At 70.1% G+C, this 22,251-nt stretch carries 19 protein-coding genes, 1 tRNA gene and 1 pseudogene; 13 read left to right on the forward strand and 8 right to left on the reverse strand.

The window, feature by feature from the left end:
• Positions 1-211: 211 nt before the first annotated feature.
• The 6 genes from rsmG to rpmH form a co-directional block, all read right to left on the reverse strand.
• Positions 212-931, reverse strand: coding sequence for a 16S rRNA (guanine(527)-N(7))-methyltransferase RsmG (gene rsmG, locus AY578_RS16315; protein ID WP_019525379.1), 720 nt, complete (start codon positions 929-931; stop codon positions 212-214).
• Positions 932-1,052: 121 nt separating this feature from the next.
• Positions 1,053-1,565: a Jag family protein gene (locus AY578_RS16320; protein ID WP_019525380.1), complete on the reverse strand. Its 513-nt coding sequence runs from the start codon at positions 1,563-1,565 to the stop codon at positions 1,053-1,055.
• Positions 1,566-1,580: 15 nt separating this feature from the next.
• On the reverse strand, positions 1,581-2,852 hold the full coding sequence (gene yidC / locus AY578_RS16325; RefSeq protein WP_019525381.1) for a membrane protein insertase YidC: 1,272 nt from the start codon (positions 2,850-2,852) through the stop codon (positions 1,581-1,583).
• 3 nt (positions 2,853-2,855) lie between these two features.
• Positions 2,856-3,230: a membrane protein insertion efficiency factor YidD gene (gene yidD / locus AY578_RS16330; RefSeq protein WP_078504598.1), complete on the reverse strand. Its 375-nt coding sequence runs from the start codon at positions 3,228-3,230 to the stop codon at positions 2,856-2,858.
• Positions 3,227-3,598, reverse strand: a complete 372-nt coding sequence (gene rnpA, locus AY578_RS16335; RefSeq protein ID WP_078611477.1) for a ribonuclease P protein component — start codon at positions 3,596-3,598, stop codon at positions 3,227-3,229. Before rnpA ends, yidD begins: the two co-directional genes overlap by 4 nt.
• Positions 3,599-3,619: 21 nt before the next feature.
• Positions 3,620-3,757: a 50S ribosomal protein L34 gene (rpmH, locus tag AY578_RS16340; RefSeq protein WP_003956500.1), complete on the reverse strand. Its 138-nt coding sequence runs from the start codon at positions 3,755-3,757 to the stop codon at positions 3,620-3,622.
• Between the two features lie 375 nt (positions 3,758-4,132).
• Here rpmH and dnaA point away from each other — a divergent pair, with 375 nt between their 5' ends.
• The 11 genes and pseudogenes from dnaA (at position 4,133) to AY578_RS16395 (ending at position 18,071) form a co-directional block, all read left to right on the forward strand.
• On the forward strand, positions 4,133-6,127 hold the full coding sequence (dnaA, locus tag AY578_RS16345; protein WP_078611476.1) for a chromosomal replication initiator protein DnaA: 1,995 nt from the start codon (positions 4,133-4,135) through the stop codon (positions 6,125-6,127).
• 966 nt (positions 6,128-7,093) lie between these two features.
• Positions 7,094-8,224 (forward strand): DNA polymerase III subunit beta, encoded by a 1,131-nt coding sequence (dnaN, locus tag AY578_RS16350; protein WP_028960852.1) that lies wholly within the window; start codon positions 7,094-7,096, stop codon positions 8,222-8,224.
• Positions 8,225-8,367: 143 nt separating this feature from the next.
• Positions 8,368-9,243: a phosphogluconate dehydrogenase (NAD(+)-dependent, decarboxylating) gene (gnd, locus tag AY578_RS16355; RefSeq protein ID WP_028960851.1), complete on the forward strand. Its 876-nt coding sequence runs from the start codon at positions 8,368-8,370 to the stop codon at positions 9,241-9,243.
• An 88-nt stretch (positions 9,244-9,331) separates the two neighbouring features.
• Positions 9,332-10,453, forward strand: coding sequence for a DNA replication/repair protein RecF (gene recF, locus AY578_RS16360; protein WP_028960850.1), 1,122 nt, complete (start codon positions 9,332-9,334; stop codon positions 10,451-10,453).
• Entirely contained in the window at positions 10,450-10,992 is a 543-nt protein-coding gene (locus AY578_RS16365; RefSeq protein WP_019527445.1) for a DciA family protein, read from the forward strand. The genes recF and AY578_RS16365 overlap by 4 nt, the downstream gene beginning before the upstream one ends.
• A gap of 434 nt (positions 10,993-11,426) precedes the next feature.
• Positions 11,427-13,484 (forward strand): DNA topoisomerase (ATP-hydrolyzing) subunit B, encoded by a 2,058-nt coding sequence (gene gyrB / locus AY578_RS16370; RefSeq protein WP_189897067.1) that lies wholly within the window; start codon positions 11,427-11,429, stop codon positions 13,482-13,484.
• 42 nt (positions 13,485-13,526) lie between these two features.
• Positions 13,527-16,124: a DNA gyrase subunit A gene (gene gyrA / locus AY578_RS16375; protein ID WP_019527443.1), complete on the forward strand. Its 2,598-nt coding sequence runs from the start codon at positions 13,527-13,529 to the stop codon at positions 16,122-16,124.
• A gap of 18 nt (positions 16,125-16,142) precedes the next feature.
• Complete coding sequence (locus AY578_RS16380) at positions 16,143-16,883, forward strand: DUF3566 domain-containing protein (RefSeq protein WP_078504692.1); 741 nt, start codon at positions 16,143-16,145, stop codon at positions 16,881-16,883.
• Positions 16,884-17,004: 121 nt separating this feature from the next.
• Positions 17,005-17,078, forward strand: a tRNA-Ile gene (locus tag AY578_RS16385).
• Positions 17,079-17,156: 78 nt separating this feature from the next.
• Positions 17,157-17,615, forward strand: a pseudogene (locus AY578_RS16390) (ASCH domain-containing protein).
• Between the two features lie 78 nt (positions 17,616-17,693).
• On the forward strand, positions 17,694-18,071 hold the full coding sequence (locus AY578_RS16395) for a VOC family protein (RefSeq protein WP_028960847.1): 378 nt from the start codon (positions 17,694-17,696) through the stop codon (positions 18,069-18,071).
• Between the two features lie 240 nt (positions 18,072-18,311).
• On the opposite strand, the gene AY578_RS16400 is transcribed toward AY578_RS16395, so the two are convergent.
• Entirely contained in the window at positions 18,312-18,737 is a 426-nt protein-coding gene (locus AY578_RS16400) for a DUF6344 domain-containing protein (protein ID WP_136238696.1), read from the reverse strand.
• A gap of 338 nt (positions 18,738-19,075) precedes the next feature.
• Here AY578_RS16400 and AY578_RS16405 point away from each other — a divergent pair, with 338 nt between their 5' ends.
• Together AY578_RS16405 and AY578_RS16410 are read left to right on the forward strand one after the other, a co-directional pair.
• Complete coding sequence (locus AY578_RS16405; RefSeq protein WP_003999697.1) at positions 19,076-19,204, forward strand: DLW-39 family protein; 129 nt, start codon at positions 19,076-19,078, stop codon at positions 19,202-19,204.
• A 142-nt stretch (positions 19,205-19,346) separates the two neighbouring features.
• Positions 19,347-20,684 (forward strand): hypothetical protein, encoded by a 1,338-nt coding sequence (locus AY578_RS16410; RefSeq protein ID WP_168713438.1) that lies wholly within the window; start codon positions 19,347-19,349, stop codon positions 20,682-20,684.
• Positions 20,685-20,750: 66 nt separating this feature from the next.
• On the opposite strand, the gene AY578_RS16415 is transcribed toward AY578_RS16410, so the two are convergent.
• Complete coding sequence (locus tag AY578_RS16415) at positions 20,751-22,223, reverse strand: serine/threonine-protein kinase (RefSeq protein WP_136238697.1); 1,473 nt, start codon at positions 22,221-22,223, stop codon at positions 20,751-20,753.
• Positions 22,224-22,251 lie beyond the last annotated feature (28 nt).

Below are 22,251 nucleotides of genomic sequence, written 5' to 3' on the forward strand. Positions count from 1 at the left end.
CCCGACTGATGATGCCGTGCAGCAGTGAGCGACGTTTCACGTGAAACACGATGCACAGCGGCGGAGGCGGCGCTGCCGCGACACTCCGGCATGTGTGGGTGAGGCAGCTTGTGTGGAGTACGTACGCCCGGTCCCGAGGACCGGGCGCGTCGTCCCCACATGTGTCGTCGTCATACGGGACCCCTCGCTCTCCACGGCGAGGGAGATACGGCTATCCGCGTCGGCGCCGGGCCCGTCCGGTGCGGGCGGCCTTGGCGCGCTTGGCGGCGAAGCGCACACCGCCGGGGCTCTCCCCGACCTCGACCCGCACCACCGTGGACATGGGATCCACGACGCCCTCGCCCACGTGCACGATCGACGTGGTCACGGCGCCGAGCTTGGTCAGTGCGGTGGCGGCGCTCTTCAGCTCCTCCTCCGCGGTGTCGCCCTTGAGCGCGAGCATCTCCCCGTACGGCCGCAGCAGGGGGATGCCCCAGGTGGCCAGACGGTCGAGCGGCGCCACGGCGCGGGCGGTCACCACATGCACGGGAGGCAGCTTGCCCATGACCTCCTCGGCGCGTCCCCGTACCACGGTCACGTGATCCAGGCCGAGCAGCTCCACGACCTCGGTCAGGAAGTTGGTACGGCGGAGCAGCGGCTCCAGCAGGGTGATCTTCAGGTCCTCCCGGACCAACGCCAGCGGGATGCCCGGCAGACCGGCCCCCGAGCCGACGTCGCACACGGTGACGCCCTCGGGCACGACCTCCGAGAGCACCGCGCAGTTCAGCAGATGCCGCTCCCACAGGCGGGGCACCTCGCGCGGTCCGATCAGACCGCGCTGCACGCCCGCCTCGGCGAGCAGCTCGGCGTACCGGACCGCGTCCGCGAAGCGTTCACCGAACACCTCACGGGCCTGCTCGGGCGCGGGGGGAAGCTCCGCTGCCTCCGTCACGGGGGACCGTCCTTCCGTACCGTGCCGGCGCGGGGCGCCGACACCAGAACCAGAACTACCAGGCTGACAAAGAGCGGCCCCGCCTGCGCAACAGACGGGGCCGGTGGAACGGTGGAGCCGATCAGGCGGGAAGCACGACGACGAAGCGCTGCGGCTCCTCGCCCTCGGACTCGCTGCGCAGGCCGGCCGCCTTGACCGCGTCGTGCACGACCTTGCGCTCGAACGGGGTCATCGGGTCGAGCCGCACGGGCTGTCCGCTGCTCTGGGCCTCGGCCGCGGCCTTGGCGCCGAGGTCGGCGAGCTCGGTGCGCTTGCGGGCGCGGTAGCCGGCGATGTCGAGCATCAGACGGCTGCGGTCGCCGGTCTCCCGGTGGACCGCGAGGCGCGTGAGCTCCTGGAGAGCCTCCAGCACCTCGCCGTCACGGCCCACGAGCTTCTGCAGATCGCGGCTGCCCGTGTCACTGATGATCGAGACAGAGGCGCGGTCGGCCTCGACGTCCATGTCGATGTCGCCGTCGAGATCGGCGATGTCGAGCAGACCCTCGAGGTAGTCCGCCGCGATCTCGCCCTCCTGCTCGAGGCGGGTCAGGGTGTCTGCGCCCTCGGCAGCGGCCGCAGTGGTGCCTTCCGTCACGGGATGGACTCCTTCTTACTTCTTCGACGGGGACTTGGGCCGCTGCGGGCCCTTGCGCTGTCCGGACTGGGCCCTGCTGCGCGTGGAGCCGTTGCCGGCGGGCTTGGCGTTGCCGTTACCGCCGGACGGCTTGGCGTCCTGCGGGTCGTCGGCCTTGGTCAGCGAGGTGGGTTCCCCCGCCGGCTTGGCCGCGCCGGGGTTGTGGCGCTTGGACTTGGGCTGCCGCTTGGGCTGCTGCCGCTTGGGGGCGGCGGTGGCCGTCGTCGTACCACCCTCGGCCTGGGCGGCGGCACTGCTCTCGCTCTTGATCACGGTGCCGTCGGACTGGGCGGCGAGTCCCGCCTTGTTGAGGCCGTTGATGAACTTGCGCTCGTACTCGTTGCGGTCGCGGCCCTTCGCGACGATCGCCTTGACGATGGCGCGCTCCCGGCGGTTGCGGGTCTTGCCGTGCTTGGCGACGTGCTTGGAGAGGCGCTCGAGGTAGGCGGCCTGGGCCTTGGAACCCGGGGTCGGGTTGTTGTGGATGACGTACATCTGCTGGCCCATGGTCCACACGTTGGTGGTCAGCCAGTAGACGAGGACACCGACGGGGAAGTTGATGCCGAAGACGGCGAAGATGACGGGGAAGACGTACATCAGCATCTTCTGCTGCTGCATGAACGGCGTCTTCACCGTGGTGTCGACGTTCTTCGTCATCAGCTGGCGCTGCGTGTAGAACTGCGACAGCGACATCAGAACGATCATGATCGCCGTGACGACGCGCACGTCGGTCAGCGACGAGTTGAGCGCCTCGACCTTCTCGGGGCTGTCCGTGAACTTCGCGGCGAGCGGGGCGCCGAAGATGTGGGCCTTCTGGGCGCTCTCCAGCAGGCTGTCGTTGATCACGCCGATGGTCTTGTTCGACGCGATGCCGTTGAGCACGTGGTACAGCGCGAAGAAGAACGGCGACTGCGCCAGGATGGGAAGACACGAGGAGAGCGGGTTGGTGCCCGTCTCCTTGTAGAGCTTCATCATCTCTTCGGACTGGCGCTGCTTGTCGTTCTTGTAGCGCTCCTGGATCTTCTTCATCTCCGGCTGGAGCGTCTGCATGGCGCGCGTCGCCTTGATCTGCTTCACGAAGAGCGGGATCAGGCAGATGCGGATGAGAATCACCAGGGACACGATGGACAGGCCCCAGGCCCATCCTGTGTCAGGCCCGAAGATGGAGCCGTACACGCTGTGGAACTGGACGATGACCCAGGAGACAGGTGTCGTGATGAAGCTGAAGAGGCTGGCAATCGTGTCCACTAATCATGCTCCTTGGGCATGGGACGGGGTCTCTGCGGCCGGGCCCGACGGACTCGTAGGACTTGTGGGAGAAGCCTGTCCCTCGGTGGCCGGTTCGGCGGCGGAGGTCCCGCCCTTGCGTGCACGCCAGGCGTTACGCAGCATTTCGTGCCACCGCGGGCGCTTGCGCGGCGGGACATGGTCCACACCGCCCAGCGACCACGGATTGCACCGCAGGATGCGCCAGGCCGTGAGTGCTGTTCCCTTGACGGCACCGTGCCGGTCGATGGCCGTGTAGCCGTAGTGGGAGCACGACGGGTAGTACTTGCACACCGGGCCCAGCAGCGGACTGATCGTCCACTGGTAGAGCTTGATCAGTGCCAGCAGCGGGTACTTCATCGCGCGCCCCCTCCCAGCAGCCGCTGCAGAGCGGCGTCCAGGTCTCGGGCCAGCTGTGCGTGGTCGGCGTCGCCCGCGGGGGGCAGCGCTCGTACCACTACCAGGCTACCGGGGGGCAGCTGGTCCATTCGCTCGCGCATCAGATGGCGAAGCCTCCGCTTCACCTTGTTGCGCACCACCGCTCCGCCCACGGCCTTGCTCACGACGAAACCCGCACGCGCCGGGGGAGCGCTCTCCCCAGGCGCATGCGGGTCCGTTGCACCGCTACGAAGATGGACGACGAGGTGCTGGCGCCCGGCCCGGCGTCCTCGTCGTACCGCGGTCGCGAAGTCCTCGCGCCGCCTCAGCCGGTTGTCGGTGGGCAGCACGACGTCATGACCTGACCGGGATCAGGCGGACAGACGGGCGCGACCCTTGCTGCGGCGGGACGCGAGAATCGCGCGGCCGGCACGGGTGCGCATACGCAGCCGGAAGCCGTGGGTCTTGGCGCGACGACGGTTGTTCGGCTGGAAGGTGCGCTTGCTCACTCGGGGGCTCCAGAAAGAATCGGTGTTTGCGGGGTGCCGTCCTGGCTGTCACCGTGCGCCCACGAGTAGCTCGCGTTACGCCCGAGTGCACCGCTGACCGATCATCTTGCGCGATCTGTGCCCATCGGAGGCAGGCGGCAGCAGCCATCGACAACTCGACCTGGTTACGGTACGCGCGGCTGCGCCATTCGGTCAAACCGACGGCCGCCAGGAGACACTTGTCCACAGCCTGGGGACAACAACTTGAACCGTACCGGTCGCGCTGACTACCGTGACTGGACTCCGATTCGTTCCCTTGACCCTCCACCACCCGATTTACATCCCGACCCGTCCCCCGGATCACACGATCGAGGGACCTGTGAGAGAGCGTGCCCTGTGGCTGACGTACCTGCCGATCTTGCCGCAGTGTGGCCACGCGTACTGGAGCAACTGCTCGGCGAGGGCCGTGGTCAAGGTGTCGAGAGCAAGGACGAACACTGGATCCGGCGCTGCCAGCCGCTCGCCCTGGTCGCCGACACCGCGCTGCTCGCCGTGCCGAACGAGTTCGCCAAGGGCGTGCTCGAGGGCCGTCTGGCCCCGGTCGTCAGCGAGAGCCTGAGCCGCGAGTGCGGCCGCCCGATCCGCATCGCGATCACGGTCGACGAGACCGCGGGTGAGCCGCCGGCCACGCCCGCGCCCGCTCCCCGTCCGCAGCCGCGCTACGAGGAGCCGGAGCTGCCCTCCGCGCACCAGGAGCGTCCGGACCACCGCGAGCGTCCGGACCACCGCGACCGCCAGGACCGCGAGCCGTACCAGGACCGTGAGCCGTACGGCGGATACGACCGCCGCCGCGGCGACCAGCAGCAGGGCCGGCCGGACGACCAGCTGCCCTCGGCGCGCCCGGCCTACCCGTCGGAGTACCAGCGCCCCGAGCCCGGCTCCTGGCCGCGTCCCCCGCAGGACGACTACGGCTGGCAGCAGCAGCGGCTCGGCTTCCCCGACCGCGACCCGTACGCCTCGCCGTCCCAGGACTCCTACGGCTCCCAGCAGGACGCGTACGGTTCGCAGGACCCGTACGGCACCAAGGACTCGTACGGCTCCGACTCCTACGGCGGTCCGTCCTCCCAGGACTACCGTCCCCAGCCTGTGGAGCGCCCGTCCTACGACCAGCGGTCCGACTACGAGGCGTCCCGCGGCGACTACGACCAGCGCGACGACCGCCGCCGCGACCTGCCCGAGCCGCCGCCCGGCTCCGGGCACGTCCACCGCGGCGGACCGGTCGGCCCGAACCTGCCGACGACCGGCGCGCCCGGCCCGCTGGCGGCGCAGCCCGCCCCGGCGACGGGTCCCGGCGAGCCGACCGCGCGGCTGAACCCGAAGTACCTCTTCGACACGTTCGTCATCGGCGCGTCCAACCGCTTCGCGCACGCGGCCGCGGTGGCCGTCGCGGAGGCGCCGGCGAAGGCGTACAACCCCCTGTTCATCTACGGGGAGTCCGGCCTCGGCAAGACGCATCTGCTGCACGCCATCGGGCACTACGCGCGGAGCCTCTACCCGGGCACGCGCGTGCGGTACGTGAGCTCCGAGGAGTTCACCAACGAGTTCATCAACTCCATCCGCGACGGCAAGGGCGACAGCTTCCGCAAGCGCTACCGCGAGATGGACATCCTGCTCGTCGACGACATCCAGTTCCTGGCGGACAAGGAGTCGACGCAGGAGGAGTTCTTCCATACGTTCAACACCCTCCACAACGCCAACAAGCAGATCGTGCTGTCCTCCGACCGGCCGCCCAAGCAGCTGGTGACGCTGGAGGACCGGCTGCGGAACCGTTTCGAGTGGGGTCTGATCACCGACGTCCAGCCGCCGGAGCTGGAGACCCGCATCGCGATCCTGCGCAAGAAGGCGGTGCAGGAGCAGCTCAACGCCCCGCCGGAGGTGCTGGAGTTCATCGCCTCCCGGATCTCGCGCAACATCCGCGAGCTGGAGGGCGCGCTGATCCGGGTGACGGCCTTCGCGTCGCTCAACCGGCAGCCGGTGGACCTGGGGCTCACGGAGATCGTCCTCAAGGACCTGATGCCCGGGGGCGACGACTCGGCCCCGGAGATCACCTCGACGGCCATCATGAGCGCGACCGCCGACTACTTCGGGCTCACCGTCGAGGACCTGTGCGGCACCTCGCGCGGCCGCGCGCTGGTGACCGCCCGGCAGATCGCCATGTACCTGTGCCGTGAGCTGACGGACCTGTCGCTGCCGAAGATCGGCGCGCTGTTCGGCGGCCGGGACCACACGACGGTGATGCACGCCGACCGGAAGATCCGCAATCTGATGGCCGAGCGGCGCTCGATCTACAACCAGGTCACCGAGCTGACCAACCGCATCAAGGCCGGCTGACGGCCCGCACGCACCCCTGAGGGCGCCCCCGGAGAGAGATCCGGGGGCGCCTTTCGCGCGCTCCGGACGCCCTGCTTCGTGTCCCAGGCGCGCACTTCCTCGTGCTCCGGACGCCCCGGCGACCCACGACGGACGCCCCGGCGAGCGCCGGCGGACACCCACCCCGCGACGCCGGCCCCGCGCGCTGTTCGATTTCCGCCGCGGGTTACGGCCTTCCTCCACAGATTCGGCGACTTTTTCCCGTCCACACGCTGGGGACCGGAAAGTTGTCCCGACGCCGTCCACAGCCACCCCTGGTGAGAAGCTGTCTGCGCAGGTCACCTGCCTGTGGATCCGTGGACGAACGATCTCCACAGACTGTGGACGACGGCTTGATCCACAGCCTGTGCATCAAGTTGTCCACGGGCTTCCCACAGGCTGCGGCCGGTTGTCCCCAGTGATCGGCTGCTTCTCCACATGCCTGTCCACTGTTCGGCAACGCGACGCGCCTTCTCACCGCCCCGAGTGAAAGGCGTCACACCGAGGTGCCGGAGGGGGCTGTGGGAAAGGGCCCCGAACCTGGGGACGCGTCTGGGGAGAACTCGGCCTCCCCTGTGCACGGGATGTGCAGAACTTTCCGTTCTCCACAGCGAGGCCCGGTTGTCCACCGCCCCCGCCCACAGGACCCGTGGACAAAAAACTGGCGCTGAGCTGCGCAAACGAGGTTATCCACGGTATCCACAGGCCCTACTACTACTCCCGACTAGAGAGAGCGAGGAATTCGTTTCGAAGGGGGTCCTGTGCACAACTCGCTGTCCCGGCCCCGACTGCCACTCGTCACGACTTGACCCCGACCGGCACCTACTGTCAGTGCGGTGCGTCAGACTGGACCCCGGTGTCCTTCCCCTCCGAGGGGCCGACGACACCGAGTCAGACGACGAAGCCAGGCAGGGCGAGAAGCGCCGGCAACAGCAGGAGGCGGCAACAGTGAAGATCCGGGTGGAACGCGACGTACTCGCGGAGGCAGTGGCCTGGGCGGCTCGCAGCCTCCCGGCCCGTCCGCCGGCGCCTGTCCTCGCCGGCCTGCTGCTCAAGGCCGACGACGGCCAGCTGAGCCTGTCCAGCTTCGACTACGAGGTCTCCGCGCGCGTGTCGGTCGAGGCCGAGGTCGAGGAGGAGGGCACGGTCCTGGTCTCCGGCCGCCTGCTCGCCGACATCTCCCGCGCCCTGCCCAACCGCCCTGTGGAGATCTCCACGGACGGTGTGCGGGCGACGGTCGTGTGCGGCTCCTCGCGGTTCACACTCCACACACTGCCTGTGGAGGAGTACCCGGCCCTGCCGCAGATGCCGAACGCGACGGGCACGGTCCCCGGCGAGGTCTTCGCCTCCGCCGTGCAGCAGGTCGCCATCGCGGCCGGCCGTGACGACACCCTGCCCGTCCTCACCGGTGTGCGCATCGAGATCGAGGGCGACACGGTGACGCTGGCCTCCACCGACCGCTACCGCTTCGCGGTCCGCGAGTTCCTGTGGAAGCCGGAGAACCCGGAGGCGTCCGCGGTCGCCCTGGTGCCCGCGAAGACCCTGCTGGACACGGCCAAGGCGCTGACCAGCGGCGACCAGGTCACCCTGGCGCTGTCCGGCTCCGGCGCCGGTGAGGGCCTGATCGGCTTCGAGGGCGCCGGCCGCCGCACCACCACGCGTCTGCTGGAGGGCGACCTCCCGAAGTACCGCACGCTGTTCCCGACGGAGTTCAACAGCGTCGCCGTGATCGAGACCGCTCCCTTCGTGGAGGCCGTGAAGCGCGTGGCCCTGGTCGCCGAGCGCAACACCCCGGTGCGGCTGAGCTTCGAGCAGGGCGTGCTGATCCTGGAGGCGGGTTCCAGCGACGACGCACAGGCTGTGGAAAGGGTCGACGCCCAGCTCGAGGGCGACGACATCTCCATCGCCTTCAACCCGACGTTCCTGCTGGACGGCCTGAGCGCCATCGACTCCCCGGTGGCCCAGCTGTCGTTCACCACGTCCACCAAGCCGGCGCTGCTCAGCGGCCGCCCGGCGATGGACGCGGAGGCGGACGAGGCCTACAAGTACCTGATCATGCCGGTGCGGCTCAGCGGCTGATCCACGGCGGCGGCGAAGCCGCAGGTGGGGACGGGCGTGTGAGCGCGTATGCCCACAGATGTGCGCGAGCGTCCGGGTTTAGGCTCGGACGCCGGTACGACAAGTGCCGGCACGTCCCGTCGCAACCTTAAGGAACACATCTGATGGAGCTCGGTCTCGTCGGTCTCGGCAAGATGGGCGGCAACATGCGCGAGCGGCTGCGCCGCGCAGGCCACACCGTCGTCGGTTACGACCGCAACCCGGACCTCGCCGACGTCCACAGCCTGCAGGAGCTTGTGGACAAGCTCAGCGGTCCCCGCGTGGTGTGGGTGATGGTCCCGGCCGGTGCGGCGACCCAGTCCACCGTCGACGAGCTGGCCGAGCTGCTGGAGCCCGGCGACGTCGTCGTGGACGGCGGCAACTCCCGCTGGACCGACGACGAGAAGCACGCCGCGGAGCTGGCGGCCAAGGGCATCGGCTTCGTCGACTGCGGCGTCTCCGGCGGCGTCTGGGGCCTGGAGAACGGCTACGCGCTGATGTACGGCGGCTCCAAGGAGGACGTCGCCAAGGTGCAGCCGATATTCGACGCCCTCAAGCCGGAGGGCGACTTCGGCTCGGTGCACGCGGGCAAGGTCGGCGCGGGCCACTTCGCGAAGATGGTCCACAACGGCATCGAGTACGCCATGATGCAGGCCTACGCCGAGGGCTGGGAGCTGCTGGAGAAGGTCGACTCGGTGACCGACGTCCGGGAGGTGTTCCGCTCCTGGCAGGAGGGCACCGTCATCCGCTCCTGGCTGCTCGACCTGGCGGTCAACGCCCTCGACGAGGACGAGCACCTGGACGAGCTCCGGGGTTATGCACAGGACTCCGGTGAGGGACGCTGGACTGTGGAGGCCGCCATCGACAACGCGGTCCCGCTGCCGGCGATCACCGCCTCGCTGTTCGCGCGGTTCGCCTCGCGTCAGGAGGACTCGCCGCAGATGAAGATGATCGCGGCGCTGCGCAACCAGTTCGGCGGCCACGCGGTCGAGAAGAAGTAGTCCACAGGGACGTCAACCCGTCCACAGGACCGATGTTCACAGGACCGCGCGGCGGTCCACAACGCCGGAGGAGGTCGGCGGAACGACCATGCACGTCATGCATCTGTCGCTGGCCGACTTCCGCTCCTACCCCCGGGTCGAGGTCCCGCTCGACCCCGGGGTGACGGCCTTCGTCGGTCCGAACGGGCAGGGCAAGACGAACCTCGTCGAGGCGGTCGGCTACCTCGCCACCCTCGGCAGCCACCGGGTGTCCTCGGACGCGCCGCTGGTGCGCATGGGAGCCGACCGCGCGATCGTGAGGGCCCAGGTCCGCCAGGGCGACCGGCAGCAGCTGGTCGAGCTGGAGCTCAACCCGGGCCGCGCCAACCGTGCCCGCATCAACCGGTCCTCGCAGGTCAGGCCGCGTGACGTGCTGGGCATCGTACGGACGGTGCTGTTCGCGCCCGAGGACCTCGCGCTGGTCAAGGGCGACCCGGGTGAGCGCCGGCGCTTCCTGGACGAGCTGATCACGGCGCGCTCCCCGCGCATGGCGGGCGTGCGCTCCGACTACGACCGGGTGCTCAAGCAGCGCAACACGCTGCTGAAGTCGGCGGCGCTGGCCCGCCGGCACGGCGGCCGCACCCTGGACCTGTCCACGCTCGACGTGTGGGACCAGCACCTCGCCCGCGCGGGCGCCGAGCTGCTGGCGCAGCGCCTGGACCTGCTGGCCGCGCTGCAGCCGCTGGCCGACAAGGCGTACGAGCAGCTGGCGCCCGGCGGCGGTCCGGTGGCGCTGGAGTACAAGCCGTCGGCGCCCGGTGAGGCGCACTCCCGTGAGGACCTCTTCGAGCAGCTGATCGCCGCGCTCGCGGAGGTCCGCAAGCAGGAGATCGAGCGCGGGGTCACGCTGGTCGGCCCGCACCGTGACGACCTGCTGCTCAAGCTGGGCCAGATGCCCGCCAAGGGTTACGCGTCGCACGGCGAGTCGTGGTCGTACGCGCTGGCGCTGCGGCTCGCCTCGTACGACCTGCTGCGGGCCGAGGGCAACGAGCCGGTGCTGGTGCTCGACGACGTCTTCGCCGAGCTGGACGCGCGCCGCCGGGAGCGGCTGGCAGAGCTGGTGGCCCCCGGTGAGCAGGTGCTGGTGACGGCCGCCGTCGACGACGACGTGCCGCACGTGCTGGCGGGCGCGCGGTTCGCGGTGTCCGAGGGGACGGTGGAGCGCGCGTGAGCGGACAGCAGCCGCCCGCCGGCGGCACCGGCAAGGACCCCGAGCCGTCGGGCGTCGACCTGGCGCGTGTGGCGCTGCGCGCGGCCCGGGAGGCGGCACGCGCGCGTGGGGACGCGGCGCAGCAGAAGAAGCAGGCGCGGCGCGGGGGCCTGCGCTCCGGCGCGCGCGGCGACCGGCGTGACCCGATGGCGCTGGGCGCGGCGATCAACCGGCTGCTGACCGAGCGCGGCTGGGAGGCCCCGGCGGCGGTCGGCGGGGTGATGGGGCGCTGGCCGGAGATCGTCGGCGAGGACGTCGCCAAGCACTGCGAGCCGGAGCGCTACGACGAGGACGAGCGCGTGCTGGTGGTGCGCTGCGACTCGACGGCCTGGGCGACCAATCTGCGGCTGCTGGCGCCGACGCTGGTGGCCCGTCTCAACGACGATCTCGGGCACGGCACCGTGCGGCTGATCAAGGTCGTCGGACCGACCGGTCCGGCCCGCCGCTACGGGCCGCTGCGCGCCCCGGGAAGCACCGGTCCGGGCGACACGTACGGGTGATCCGGGGGCTTTTTCCGCCTCGCCACACATACGTGAGCGACATCACATCCGGGCGTCCGAGCACCGCGTTCGCGGGCCGGATGCCCGCTTCGTCGTGCCGTCGGACGCGGTTGCGAATCGCCACCTGACTCCTAAGTAGCCAAGGGTTGACGGCCGGAAGCGCTGAGTGCCCTCGTGGGGCCTCTGGAGCCCCCATCCGCATATCGGGAGTCGGGCGAGGCCGTTTCCGGGCGGCACATGCGGACTCAGTGGCCCGCAAACCCCCATCGATGTCAGCGCTACCGGTAGACTGGAAGACAATCCCGCCCCGATCGTGGGGACCGCCCGGGAAGACGCTGAGCAACGCTGATCAAGGCTTACCAACGCAACATGCCGCAGCCGCTCCGGCAACCTGCCGACGAGCCCGGCTCGTGCTGTGCCAGAAAGGGCGCTTCGTGGCCGATTCCGGCAACCCCAACGAGAACATCCCGTCCACCGACACCGCCGCCGGCGACGCGGCAGGCTCCCCGACCGGAGACGCCACGTCGTACGACGCGAGTGCCATCACCGTCCTCGAGGGCCTGGACGCGGTCCGCAAGCGACCCGGCATGTACATCGGGTCGACGGGCGAGCGGGGCCTGCACCACCTGGTGCAGGAGGTCGTCGACAACTCGGTCGACGAGGCGCTGGCCGGTTACGCGGACACCATCGACGTGACGATCCTGGCCGACGGCGGCGTCCGCGTCGTCGACAACGGCCGTGGCATCCCCGTGGGCATCGTCCCCTCCGAGGGCAAGCCCGCCGTCGAGGTCGTCCTGACCGTGCTGCACGCGGGCGGCAAGTTCGGCGGCGGCGGTTACGCGGTCTCCGGCGGTCTGCACGGCGTGGGCGTGTCCGTGGTCAACGCGCTGTCGACGCGCGTCGCCGTCGAGGTGAAGACCGACGGCTACCGCTGGACGCAGGAGTACAAGCTGGGCGTCCCCACCGCGCCCCTGCAGCGGCACGAGCCGACGGAGGAGACCGGCACGTCGGTCACCTTCTGGGCCGACCCCGACATCTTCGAGACCACGGACTACTCGTTCGAGACGCTCTCCCGGCGCTTCCAGGAGATGGCGTTCCTGAACAAGGGCCTGCGGATCAACCTCACCGACGAGCGTGAGTCGGCGAAGGCGACCGCCGGCGCGGACGAGGCGGGCGAGGACGAGAAGCACGAGGTCAAGAGCGTCTCGTACCACTACGAGGGCGGCATCGTCGACTTCGTGAAGTACCTCAACTCCCGCAAGGGCGAGGTGATTCACCCCACCGTCATCGACCTCGAGGCGGAGGACAAGGAGCGGCACCTGTCGCTCGAGGTCGCCATGCAGTGGAACAGCGGCTACACGGAGGGCGTGTACTCGTTCGCCAACATCATCCACACCCACGAGGGCGGTACGCACGAGGAGGGCTTCCGTGCGGCGCTGACCTCGCTGATCAACAAGTACGCGCGCGACAAGAAGCTGCTCCGCGAGAAGGACGACAACCTCACCGGTGACGACATCCGCGAGGGTCTGACCGCGATCATCTCGGTCAAGCTGAGCGAGCCGCAGTTCGAGGGCCAGACCAAGACCAAGCTGGGCAACACCGAGGTGAAGACCTTCGTGCAGAAGGTCGTCTACGAGCACCTCGCCGACTGGCTGGACCGCAACCCGAACGAGGCCGCGGACATCGTCCGCAAGGGCATCGCGGCGGCCACCGCGCGCGTGGCGGCCCGCAAGGCGCGCGACCTGACGCGCCGCAAGGGCCTGCTGGAGTCGGCGTCGCTGCCGGGCAAGCTGTCCGACTGCCAGTCGAACGACCCGACCAAGTGCGAGATCTTCATCGTCGAGGGTGACTCCGCCGGCGGCTCGGCCAAGTCCGGCCGTAACCCCGAGTACCAGGCGATCCTCCCGATCCGAGGAAAGATCCTCAACGTCGAGAAGGCGCGCATCGACCGGATCCTGCAGAACCAGGAGATCCAGGCGATGATCTCCGCGTTCGGCACCGGCGTGCACGAGGACTTCGACATCGAGAAGCTCCGCTATCACAAGATCATCCTGATGGCGGACGCCGACGTCGACGGCCAGCACATCAACACCCTGCTGCTGACGTTCCTGTTCCGCTTCATGCGGCCGCTCGTCGAGGCCGGGCACGTGTTCCTCTCCCGTCCCCCGCTCTACAAGATCAAGTGGGGCAAGGACGACTTCGAGTACGCGTACTCCGACCGCGAGCGCGACGCGCTGATCGAGATGGGCCGCAACGCCGGCAAGCGCATCCGTGAGGACTCCGTCCAGCGCTTCAAGGGCCTCGGCGAGATGAACGCCGAGGAGCTGCGCATCACCACGATGGACCAGGAGCACCGGGTCCTCGGCCAGGTCACCCTGGACGACGCCGCCCAGGCCGACGACCTCTTCTCCGTCCTGATGGGCGAGGACGTCGAGGCCCGCCGCGCGTTCATCCAGCGCAACGCCAAGGACGTCCGCTTCCTCGACATCTGAGTCGGTCTCAGCTGACCGCACCAGGAAGGACCTTCACCAGCAATGACCGACGAGAACACTCCCGTCACGCCCCTCGAGGACCCGGACGCGGCCGGCATGCGCGTCGAGCCCGTCGGGCTCGAGACGGAGATGCAGCGCTCGTACCTCGACTACGCGATGTCCGTCATCGTGTCGCGTGCGCTGCCCGACGTCCGTGACGGCCTCAAGCCCGTCCACCGCCGTGTGCTGTACGCGATGTACGACGGCGGCTACCGCCCCGAGCGCGGCTTCTACAAGTGCGCCCGCGTCGTCGGCGACGTCATGGGCAACTACCACCCGCACGGCGACTCCTCGATCTACGACGCGCTGGTCCGTCTGGCGCAGCCGTGGTCGATGCGGATGCCGCTGGTGGACTCCAACGGCAACTTCGGCTCCCCGGGCAACGACCCGGCGGCGGCGATGCGCTACACCGAGTGCAAGATGGCGCCGCTGTCGATGGAGATGGTCCGTGACATCGACGAGGAGACCGTCGACTTCACGGACAACTACGACGGCCGCTCCCAGGAGCCGACCGTCCTGCCGGCCCGCTTCCCGAACCTGCTGATCAACGGCTCGGCCGGTATCGCGGTCGGCATGGCGACCAACATCCCGCCGCACAACCTGCGCGAGGTCGCCGCCGGCGCCCAGTGGTACCTGGAGAACCCCGAGGCGTCGCACGAGGAGCTGCTGGACGCGCTCATCGAGCGCATCAAGGGCCCCGACTTCCCGACCGGCGCCCTCGTGGTGGGCCGCAAGGGCATCGAGGAGGCGTACCGCACGGGCCGCGGCTCGATCACCATGCGCGCGGTGGTCGAGGTCGAGGAGATCCAGAACCGCCAGTGCCTGGTGGTCACGGAGCTGCCGTACCAGACCAACCCCGACAACCTCGCGCAGAAGATCGCCGACCTGGTGAAGGACGGCAAGATCGGCGGCATCGCCGACGTGCGCGACGAGACGTCCTCGCGGACCGGCCAGCGCCTGGTCATCGTGCTGAAGCGGGACGCGGTCGCCAAGGTCGTGCTGAACAACCTGTACAAGCACACCGAGCTGCAGACCAACTTCGGCGCCAACATGCTGGCCCTGGTCGACGGGGTGCCGCGCACGCTGTCCCTGGACGCGTTCATCCGCCACTGGGTGACGCACCAGATCGAGGTCGTCGTCCGCCGTACACGCTTCCGGCTGCGCAAGGCCGAGGAGCGGGCGCACATCCTGCGCGGTCTGCTGAAGGCCCTGGACGCCATCGACGAGGTCATCGCGCTGATCCGGCGCAGTGACACCGTCGAGGTCGCGCGCGGCGGCCTGATGGACCTGCTGGAGATCGACGAGATCCAGGCCAACGCCATCCTCGAGATGCAGCTGCGCCGGCTGGCCGCCCTGGAGCGCCAGAAGATCGTCCAGGAGCACGACGAGCTCCAGGCGAAGATCAGTGAGTACAACGAGATCCTGGCCTCCCCGGTCCGCCAGCGCGGCATCGTCAGCCAGGAGCTGGCCGCGATCGTCGAGAAGTACGGCGACGACCGCAAGACGAAGCTGATCCCCTACGAGGGCGACATGTCCATCGAGGACCTGATCGCCGAGGAGGACATCGTCGTCACGGTCACCCGGGGCGGCTACATCAAGCGCACCAAGACCGACGACTACCGGGCGCAGAAGCGCGGCGGCAAGGGCGTGCGCGGGGCGAAGCTCAAGGAAGACGACATCGTCAACCACTTCTTCGTCTCCACCACGCACCACTGGCTGCTGTTCTTCACCAACAAGGGCCGCGTGTACCGGGTGAAGGCGTACGAGCTGCCCGACGCGGGCCGCGACGCGCGCGGGCAGCACGTGGCGAATCTGCTGGCCTTCCAGCCGGACGAGACCATCGCCCAGATCCGCGCCATCCGCGACTACGACGCGATGCCCTACCTGGTCCTGGCCACCAAGGGCGGCCTGGTGAAGAAGACCCCGCTGAAGGACTACGACTCCCCGCGGTCCGGCGGTGTCATCGCGATCAACCTGCGTGAGCGCGAGGACGGAACCGACGACGAACTGATCGGCGCCGAACTCGTCTCGGCTGAGGACGATCTGCTGCTGGTCAGCAAGAAGGCCCAGTCGATCAGGTTCACGGCGACGGACGAGGCGCTGCGGCCCATGGGCCGTGCCACCTCGGGCGTCAAGGGCATGAGTTTCCGCGAAGGCGACGAACTGCTCTCGATGAATGTTGTTCGACCCGGTACGTTCGTGTTCACTGCCACAGACGGCGGGTACGCGAAGCGGACCGCTGTCGACGAGTACCGCGTCCAGGGTCGCGGCGGCCTCGGCATCAAGGCCGCCAAGATCGTCGAGGACCGCGGGTCCCTCGTCGGCGCGCTGGTGGTCGAGGAGAACGACGAGATCCTCGCCATCACGCTGTCGGGTGGTGTGATTCGCACGCGAGTCAACGAGATCAGGGAAACCGGCCGTGACACCATGGGCGTCCAACTGATCAACCTGAGCAAGCGCGATGCCGTGGTCGGCATCGCCCGTAACGCCGAAGCGGGACGCGAGGCGGAGGAAGTCGACGGCGACGTGGCCGACGACGAGTCCGCCGACGGGGACGCGACCACCGGTACGGACCAGGGCGAGGCGCCCTCGTCCGAGTAGCACGAGGAGTGAGTCAGCGTGAGCGGAGCCACGGGCGCCGGACCGGCCGGTACCAGTACGGGAACGGACGGCGGCGGCCGTGGCTCCGCCGCGCGGGCGGCAGATCCGCACACGACCAATCTCAAAGCGATCAAGGCGCCGGTTGCCGACGCCTCCTCGTCCACCAGGCAGGGATCCCAGGGGGGAACCGTGACGGACACCCGAGGCCCGCAGGCCGCACCCGGTCAGGGTGCTGCCGCTCCGGCGGCCTCACCGCTGCCGGGGGAACGGCAGCCGCAGCAGCAGGCGGGCCCGTACCACCCGCCGCAGGCCTACCCGGCCCAGGCCGGCGCCGCCGCCCGCACGGGAGCGGTGCGCCGTCCCCGCACGGGCGCCAGCACCACCCCGCGCGTGCGCAAGGCGCGTCTGCGCGTGGCGAAGGCCGACCCGTGGTCGGTCATGAAGGTCAGCTTCCTGCTGTCGATCGCGCTCGGCATCTGCACGATCGTCGCGGCCGCGGTGCTGTGGATGGTCATGGACGCCATGGGCGTCTTCTCGACCGTCGGCGGCACGATCTCGGAGGCGACCGGCTCGGAGGGCTCGAACGGCTTCGACCTGCAGTCGTTCCTGTCGCTGCCGAACGTCCTGATGTTCACGACGGTCATCGCCGTCATCGACGTCATCCTGGCGACGGCGCTGGCGACCCTGGGCGCGTTCATCTACAACCTGTCGGCCGGTTTCGTGGGCGGTGTCGAGCTGACCCTGGCCGAGGACGAGTGACCAGCTCACCGGGTGCGTCAGGGCCGCGCTGACGCCTCGCGGGAAACCGATTTTGGGACTGCCCCGGTCGTGCGCTAATCTTCAGGAGTCAGCGCGCGGGACACACTCCGCAAAGCGCGGCGGGGCTATAGCTCAGTTGGTTAGAGCGCATCCCTGATAAGGATGAGGCCACAGGTTCAAATCCTGTTAGCCCCACAGCACGGAAACCCCCGGTCCACTCGGACCGGGGGTTTTTGCGATGCGCGGCCGGCGTGGGCCGGTTACGGTCGCCGGATGGCATCCGATCCCACGTCGCCCCCTGCGGAGGTCGCGGCGCTGCCTGTGGCGGAGTTCGCCTTTCCCGGTCCGTTGCGTGACCGGCTGGTCGCGGCGGTCCTCGACGGCTCCAAGACGGCCACGACGACCCTCGTCGCCGAGTACGAGCGCGAGGGGGAGCCCTTGCCGGAGGTGGGGGACCGTTCCGTGCTCGTCGACTCGGCCGGCCGGCCGGTCGCGGTGCTCTAGGTGACCGGGGTGAGTGTCGTCCCGCTGGGGCGGGTGGATCTCGCGCATGCGGTGGACGAGGGCGAGGGGTACGACGGCGTGGCCGAGTGGCGCGCGGGACACGAGCGGTTCTGGGGCGGCGCGGAGATGCGTGCGGCGCTGGGCGACCCACACTTCGCCGTGCACGACACGACGCCGGTCGTGCTGGAGCGCTTCCGTGTCGTCGCAGACCTGCGCGGCGCCGGCTGAGCCGCGCCATCCCTCGCGCGGAGCAGGGCACGGCGGTACGGTCGCGGGCTCGTGGTTCCGATGGGAGGGTGGGGCTTCATGGCGAGTCGGATCAGTGAACTGGTGCTCGAGTGCCGTGACCCGGAGCTGCTCGCGCGGTTCTGGTGCGAGGTGCTCGACTTCGTGGAGCTGGACCGGGACGGCGAGGACATCGAGATCGGTCCGCGCGAGGGGTTCGGCGGGGCGCGGCCGACGCTCGTCCTCAGCAAGCAGGAGCGGCCGCAGCCGGACAGGACACGGCTGCACATCGACCTGAACGCCACCGACCGCGACCAGGACGCCGAGCTGGAGCGTCTGCTGGCCCTCGGGGCGCGGCCGGCCGACGTGGGGCAGACGGGCGAGGAGCCGTGGCATGTGCTCGCCGACCCCGAGGGCAATGTGTTCTGCCTGCTGAGAAGGCGTCTCGACCCGCTCTGAGAGCCTGTCGAAGGCCTCGAGGTGCTGGAAGTTCCACGGGAGCCGCACAGAGGCTCACACCGCCGTGTGCGGGCGCGGAATCCGGACATGACCCGGACCCCGGTCGGAGGGTGACCGGGGTCTTCGTTCTCTCTGCTCGTGTCGTGCCGTTGTGCTGTACGCAAGTTCGCCAGGACTCCGGTGAAGCAGCGACGGCACGAGGAGGGTCGGGTCAGGAAGGGCGGCGGGGGCGCCGCGGCCTCAGCGCTGGAGCGGGATGCGCGCGGAGGCGGGTGCGGGAAGCGTGGTCGCCGTGTCCGGGGAGCAGTGCGCGGGGACCAGTTCGGACTCGGGGCGTTCGGAGGAACCGTCCTGTGCCGCTTCGGCTTCCGGCTCCGCGGCCGTGTCTTCGAGGGGCCGGTGCCGGCAGCTGGGGGACTTGCCGTGCGCCTCGGCATGGATGCGCTGCTTCATCGTGGGGGGCAGTGCCCTGATCAACGACCAGGACCACAGGGAGACCGCCGGCGCGGGCGCCTCGGTCTCCGGAGCGCTGTCGCTGTTGCGCGTCTTCTGGGCCTGGGGTACGGCCGCCGCGGCGGCCGTGGTGACGAGACCGAGCGCCGTGCACAGCGCGAGGAAGGCGGTGACAACGGCATTCCACAGCTGCATGACCTTGTTCCTGGCCATGGCCCCTCACTTTCGGGTTGGGCGATTTGCGTACTTTCCTCATGATGTGTATGAGGGCCTCGAAGTGGTGGACCGACGCCCGTGCCGCGTGGATGTTCAGATGAACACCACTCGGATGGGCGCATGAAGGCAGAAAATACCTGGTTACGGGAGGAAAGGGAGCGAAAACACCGTACGTGTGGGTGTGATCACCCTCCGATCGGACCGTCCGCGTCCCGTTGATCCGGTTGTCTCCGGCGGCAGTTGGAGGCGGCGACGTAGGTCACCGATCGGTATCGACCGGTGTGTATAGTCGGGCGCCAGAGGTCCCCTACGTCAAGGAAAGACGAGGTCGCGCGGTGAAGAAGCTTCTCCTGGTCGCACTGGCCGCCATCGGCGGGCTCCTCGTGTACCGCCAGATCCAGGCGGATCGCGCCGAGCAGGATCTGTGGACGGAGGCGACTGACTCCGTGCCCACGGGTTCGTGAGTACCGACATACGACGCTGAACAGACCCCGGCCGCCTGTGCGGTCGGGGTTTTGTGTGGCCGGGACCTTGTGGGCGGGCCGCGCCCCCGGTGCAGGATGGGCGGCGGCAGTCAGCGGGACCCGGCGGCGACGAGGGGGGCGCGTGAGGGGACGGCAGGGCACGGCGCGGCGCACGACGGCACGGAGCCGGCACGGCGCCGTGGGACGCCTGGGCCTGGCGGCCGCGCTCGGACTGGGGACCGCTCTTACAGGACAGCCCGCCCAGGCCGCCGGCCAGGACACCGCCCTCACGTACGCCTTCGCCGAGGACGCGCGCCGGATCGACGGCGCCCGGAGCACCGCGGACGCCGTGGAACTGGAGCCCGGCCAGACCTACCGCAGCACCCTCCCGCCCGACACCAAGGTCTTCTTCCGCCTGGAACTGGACGACACCGCGACCGCGTACGCCTCCGCCACCGCCGTCCCGCCGTCCGGAACCGGCGTCTCCGTCGCCGACGGCGTCAAGGTGACCGTGGAGGACGCCGACGGCCGCTCCTGCGACTCGGACACGGCGACCTTCGGAGCGCCGGGCAGCCCTCATCCGGTGGCCGCGTGGGCCATGCGGGAGATCTCCCCCAGAAGAAGCCTCTGCGACGAGGCCGGGACGTACTACGTGACCGTCGAGCGCGCCGCCCCCGACGCGCGCGGCGCCTCCCCCGACCCCTGGGAGCTGGAGCTCGGCACGGTGTCCGAGCCGGGGACGGAGACACCGGCGGGCACGGCGGCGCCGGAGGCATGGGACTCGGCCACGCCCGCCCCCGTCCAGGGAACTGCCCAACGCCGCCCGGGCGGCGCGGGGTTCGCCCAGGCCACCCCGCTCGGTGAGGGGGTGTGGCGCGACGACATACGGCCGGGCCAGACGCTCTTCTACCAGGTCCCCGTCGACTGGGGACGGCAGCTCCACGCCACCGCCGAGCTGGGCAGCTCCGGCACGGACCCCTCCGGCTACCTCGCCTCCGCGCTCACCCTGGACCTCTACAACCCGGTGCGCGGCGAGGTCGACGGCCTCTCCCTCGGCTACAACGGCGGCCAGAAGTCCAAGGCGCTGAAGCCCCTGCCGCCGGTCACGTACGAGAACCGGTACGCCTCCGGGCAGCAGGTCTCGGCGGTGCGGTTCGCCGGCGCCTACTACCTTGTCGCGCACCTCTCCCCGGAGGTCGCGGAGGACTTCGGCGACGGGCCCGTGCCGCTGACGCTGCGGGTGCGGCTGGGCGGGGCGCCGCAGAGCGGGCCGGACTACGCGGGCGGAACCGTGCCGGCGGATGTCTTCACCGTCGGCGGCGGGGACGGCCTCACCTCCGGCGGAGGCGGTGAGGCGGGCGACGAGACCCTGTACCGGCTGCTCGCGGCCGGCGGCATCGGCACCGGGAGCGCCCTGGTGGTGGGGCTCGGGGTGTGGACGGTCGTGGCCCGGCGCCGGGGCGCGGGTCTCACTGGGTGATCCGGTGACGCCGATGCCGCAGGGTGGGCATGCGTGCGGCGGTGGGCGGGTCTGCCGCGGTGGCCGTCAGATGCGGGTGAGCGCCCAGAACCCCACGGCGTAGCACGCCAGCGCCAGCAGCAGCACGGGCACGGCGACCCGCGCCGGAGGACCGGGCCTGCGGACGCCTCGCCGGCGGTGGGAGCGAGGGGCCGGTGCGTGCTGTGCGGTCACCGTGTCCGGGGACGGAACCTGCGACGACCGGGCGGTGTATTCAGCAGTGGAGGGTTCGGGACGCACGGCCGGTGGCGGCGGCAGGGGGGAGCGCAGTTCATGGGTCGCTTCGTAGACGGGGACTTCGGGCGCCTGCTGCTGGTGGCCGTACGGGGAGTGGGGCACGTACTGCGGGGGGTGTGGGGGCTGCTCGGGGGAGCGTGGAGTGGTGACGGAGGAGGGCTGGGGCGGCGGCAGGGGGAAGCTGCCGGTGTCCGACAGGGCGGCGGACTGCGGGGCGGCGACGGGCGGCGTGGCGGGGGAGCCGTGCGTGGTACCGGTCGGTGTCGGGTGCCGTGGGTCGGAAGGAGTCCCGTCCCCCGCGGCGCTCCGCCCCGCCGTTCCCTCCCCGGCTTCACCCACTCCCACCGGCCCGCCGGCCTCCGGACGCAGCCCGGACGCCCTTTTCACCGGGCCCTCGTCCGTGAACCCGGGCGGCAGCGGGCCGAGTTGGTCGAAGATCTCGATCAGCTCGTCGTCCGGGCCGGGCTCCGGCAGCAGCTCCGCCGCCGCGGCGAGCGCCTTCCGTGCCCCCGTCGCCGTGCGGAACCGCGCCTCCGGATCGGGCTGCAGCAAGGTGGCCACCACCTGCCACAGCGGCTCGGGGATGCCCTGGGGCGCACCCGGCGTCCCGTGATCGGCGAAGTACTGGATGAGGGCCTTGGCGTCCGGCTTCGCGCCCTCGAGCAGATAGAGGGCGACCAGACCCACGGCGAAGAGGTCGGCGGGGAAATCCGGCTCCGAGCCCATCATCTGCTCCGGGGCGAGATACCCCGGGGTGCCGACGACCAGGTCGGTCTCGGTCAGGCGGGGCTCGCCCAGCCGCATCGCGATGCCGAAGTCCGACAGTCTGAGCTTCGGCCTGCCCCGGCCGGTGGCCTCCAGCAGCACGTTGGCGGGCTTGATGTCGCGGTGCACCACGTCCTCCGCGTGCACCGCCGCGAGCCCTGAGAGGAGCTGGTCGAGGAGGGTGCAGACGAACGCGGGCGGCAACGGTCCGTAGTCGCCGACCAGGTGCACCAGGGAGCCGCCGGCCACCAGGTCCATGGTGAACAGGACCTTGTCGTCGTCGGCGGCCCAGCTGGTGGGGGCGAGCACATGCGGGTGGTCGATCCGCAGCGCCTGCTCGCGCACGAAGCGCAGCAGCGAGTGGGCGTCGCTCTGCAGCAGCACCTTCGCCGCCACATAGCGGCGACGGCGGTGGTCCCAGGCGCGCCAGACCGCGCCCACACCCCCGCGTCCGATCGGGTCGACCAGCTCGTACCGGCCGGCGAAGACCTCACCCATGGCTGTGCGTCGCTCCTCCCCCTGAGGT

The organism is Streptomyces thermocarboxydus, from assembly GCF_024760485.1.
Lineage (GTDB): Bacteria > Actinomycetota > Actinomycetes > Streptomycetales > Streptomycetaceae > Streptomyces > Streptomyces cellulosae.

Bases quoted from the DNA above. Each gene is read 5' to 3' on its own strand.
- yidD (WP_078504598.1), bottom strand. From the start codon at position 3,230: ATGAAGTACCCGCTGCTGGCACTGATCAAGCTCTACCAGTGGACGATC.
- gnd (WP_028960851.1), top strand. From the start codon at position 8,368: ATGGAGCTCGGTCTCGTCGGTCTCGGCAAGATGGGCGGCAACATGCGC.
- recF (WP_028960850.1), top strand. From the start codon at position 9,332: ATGCACGTCATGCATCTGTCGCTGGCCGACTTCCGCTCCTACCCCCGG.
- gyrA (WP_019527443.1), top strand. From the start codon at position 13,527: ATGACCGACGAGAACACTCCCGTCACGCCCCTCGAGGACCCGGACGCG.
- AY578_RS16395 (WP_028960847.1), top strand. From the start codon at position 17,694: ATGGCGAGTCGGATCAGTGAACTGGTGCTCGAGTGCCGTGACCCGGAG.
- AY578_RS16400 (WP_136238696.1), bottom strand. From the start codon at position 18,737: ATGGCCAGGAACAAGGTCATGCAGCTGTGGAATGCCGTTGTCACCGCC.
- AY578_RS16415 (WP_136238697.1), bottom strand. From the start codon at position 22,223: ATGGGTGAGGTCTTCGCCGGCCGGTACGAGCTGGTCGACCCGATCGGA.